At 76.8% G+C, this 2,826-nt stretch carries 3 protein-coding genes; all 3 read left to right on the top strand.

What is annotated here, in order from left to right; translation table 11 throughout:
- Positions 1 to 653 (top strand): enolase C-terminal domain-like protein (locus tag MHW47_RS34185; RefSeq protein ID WP_275449949.1); only part of this gene is annotated, 653 nt, incomplete at its 5' end.
- Complete coding sequence (locus MHW47_RS34180) at positions 650 to 1,912, top strand: MFS transporter (RefSeq protein WP_239227731.1); 1,263 nt, start codon at positions 650 to 652, stop codon at positions 1,910 to 1,912. The genes MHW47_RS34185 and MHW47_RS34180, both read left to right, overlap by 4 nt.
- A gap of 10 nt (positions 1,913 to 1,922) precedes the next feature.
- On the top strand, positions 1,923 to 2,717 hold the full coding sequence (locus tag MHW47_RS34175) for a bifunctional 2-polyprenyl-6-hydroxyphenol methylase/3-demethylubiquinol 3-O-methyltransferase UbiG (RefSeq protein ID WP_239227730.1): 795 nt from the start codon (positions 1,923 to 1,925) through the stop codon (positions 2,715 to 2,717).
- Positions 2,718 to 2,826: the final 109 nt, after the last annotated feature.

Below are 2,826 nucleotides of genomic sequence, written 5' to 3'. Positions count from 1 at the left end.
CGCACGCCGCCGCCCTCGCCACCCGCCTCGCGGAGCGCGGCTTCACCGTCCTCAAGCTCAAGGCCGGCGCGGCCGACCCCGAGGACGACCTCGCCCGGGTCCGCGCCGTACGCGCCGCCGCCCCCGCCGCCCGCCTGCTCCTCGACCCGAACGGCGGCTGGAGCCCGTCCGCCGCGCCCCGGCTCCTCGGCCGCTTCGCCGAACTCGGCGTCGAGGCCGTCGAACAGCCCGTCCCGCCCGGCGACCCCGAAGCGCTGGCCCGCCTCGCCGCGCACTCCCCGCTCCCGGTCGTCGCGGACGAGGACGCCGTGTCCCTCCACGACGCCGAGCGCCTCGCCGGCCGCGTCCACGGCATCAACGTCAAACTCGCCAAGTGCGGCGGCCCCCGCGCCGCCCTGCGCATCGCCGCACTGATCGCCGGAAGCGGCACCGACCTCATGCTGGGCTGCCTCACCGCCAGCTCGCTCGGCATCGCCCCCGCCGTCCACCTCGCCGGCCGCGCCCGCTGGACCGACCTCGACGGGCACCTCCTCCTCGCCCACGACCCGTGGACCGGAATCGGCGGCGCCGACGGCACCGTACGCACCGGGGCGCGGCCCGGCCTCGGCGTCCGCCCGAATCCGCCCCACGACCCCGCGCGGGAGCGGCCATGACGACCTGGCGCCGGATATGCGGCTTCAGCCCCGCCGTCCGCCTCCTGCTGGTCAACCAACTCGGCGTGAACACGGGCTTCTACCTGCTCATCCCCTACCTCGCCGTCCACCTCAGCCGCGACCTCGGCATGTCCGCCGCGGCCGTCGGCACCGTGCTCGGCGTACGCAACCTCAGCCAGCAGGGCCTCTTCCTCATCGGCGGCTCGGCCTCCGACCGCCTCGGCGCACGCGGCGTGATCATCACCGGCTGCGCCCTGCGGACCGTCGGCTTCGCCCTGTTCGCGCTCGGCGACGGCACGGCGGTGCTCCTGGCCGCGTCGGTGCTCAGCGGACTCGCCGGGGCGCTGTTCAACCCGGCCGTCCGCGCCTACCTCGCACAGGAGGCGGGCGAACGCGGGGCGGAGGCATTCGCCCTGTTCAACGTGTTCGCGACCACCGGGGCCCTCATCGGCCCCCTCATCGGCAGCGCGCTGCTCCTCGTCGACTTCCGGGCGGCGGCCCTGACCGCCGCCGGACTCTTCGCGCTCCTCACCGTCGCCCAGGCCCTCGTACTCCCGCCCGCAGCCGTCGCCCCCGCCCGGACGAGCGTCCTCGCCGACTGGCGCGAAGTTGTCGGCAACCGGGGCTTCATGGCGTTCGCCCTGGCCATGGTGGCCATGGTCACGCTGGAGAGCCAGCTCTACCTGCTGCTCCCCGAGGGCGCCCGCCGCGCCACCGGCTGGGACGGTGCGGCCGGTGCGGTCCTCGTCGTGGCGACCCTCGCCGGGCTCGGACTCCAGCTGCGCCTCACCCGGGCCCTGCAACGGCGCGGCAACCGGGCCGGCTGGATCGGCGCCGGCCTCGCGCTCATGGCCGCCGCCTTCGTCCCGCCCATGCTCCTCACGTCCGGCCGGGCGCCGGAACCGGCCGGCCTGCCGGGCACGGTCTGGGCCCTGCTGCCGGTGCTGGCCGGCGCCCTGCTGCTGCAGACCGGTCTCATGGCCGCCCAGCCCTTCGTGATGGAACTGGTCCCCGCCTTCGGCCGGCCCGGGCTCACCGGCACCTACTTCGGCGTCTTCTACGTCGTCTCCGGCATCGCGGCCGCCCTGGGCAACGCCGCCGTCGGCTGGGCGATGGACACCGGAGCGCGCACCGGCGCCCAGTGGCTGCCCTGGGCGTGCTGCCTGGGGCTCGGACTCGCCTCGGCCGCCGCCGTCACCCGACTGCACCGCAGCGGTGCGCTGCCCGCCCGGCCGGCCCCCGCGCCGGCCCGCGCCTGAGGAGGCCGTGATGAAGGACCGGAACCTGCTCACCGACAACCCCGCCCTGTACGAGGCACGCTTCCCCGACACCGAACGGCTCGCCGGACGCTGGACCGAGGCATGCCTGCGCGCCCACGGAAGCGGCGCCCGCGTCCTGGACCTCGGCTGCGGCACCGGCCGCGACGCCGCCCACCTGCACGCGGCCGGCCGTACGGTGACCGGCGCCGACCTCTCCGACGCGATGCTCCGGTACGCCGCCCGGCACCACCCGGGCCCCCGCTACCTCCGCGCCGACCTGCGCCGCTTCGACCTGGGCGAGGGATGCTTCGACGCCGTCGTCTGCCTGGACAGCGCCCTGCTCTACTGCCGCACGGACGCCGAACTCACCGGCTTCCTCGCCTCCTGCCACCGGGCCCTGGCCCCCGGCGGCCTGCTCGTCGCGGAGATGCGCAACGGCGCCTACTTCCTCGACCGGGCCGACACCCTCGGCGCGCCCGCCGTCCACACCTTCACCCACGAGGGCGTCACCCACCGCTCCGTCACCCGGCTCCGTGTGGACCCCACCGCGCGCCTCCTGCACCGCGCCCGCACCTGGACCGCGGACGACGGATCGCCCCCGGTCGAACAGCGCTCCGCCTGGCGCCTGCTGCCGCCCGCCGCCCTGCGCCGCGCCGTCACCGCCGCCGGCTTCACGGTGGCGGCCCTGCACGACGGGCCCGGCCCGCGCACCGAACCCGCCTGGCGCGAAGGCGCGACGCCCACCGGCACCGCGACCGGCGACCGCCTCCACCTCATCGCCCGGCGCACGGCCCCGCAGCCCTGAGCCCGGCCCCGTATCCCCTTCGCACAGCAAGGACACCGCCATGCACCACGACCACCCCGCCCACCTCTCGCCCGCCCCGGCGGACGCCGGCCGCTTCCCCGGCCCGCAC

Origin of the sequence: Streptomyces sp. OfavH-34-F, from assembly GCF_022347745.1 — a bacterium.
GTDB lineage: Bacteria > Actinomycetota > Actinomycetes > Streptomycetales > Streptomycetaceae > Streptomyces.
The sequence above is the reverse complement of the archived record's forward strand: the minus strand, read 5'-3'. Positions and strand labels throughout refer to the sequence as shown.

What these genes read in the sequence shown, in the direction of transcription:
- MHW47_RS34175 (WP_239227730.1), top strand. Translation starts at nt 1,923, where the DNA reads ATGAAGGACCGGAACCTGCTCACCGACAACCCCGCCCTGTACGAGGCA.
- MHW47_RS34180 (WP_239227731.1), top strand. Translation starts at nt 650, where the DNA reads ATGACGACCTGGCGCCGGATATGCGGCTTCAGCCCCGCCGTCCGCCTC.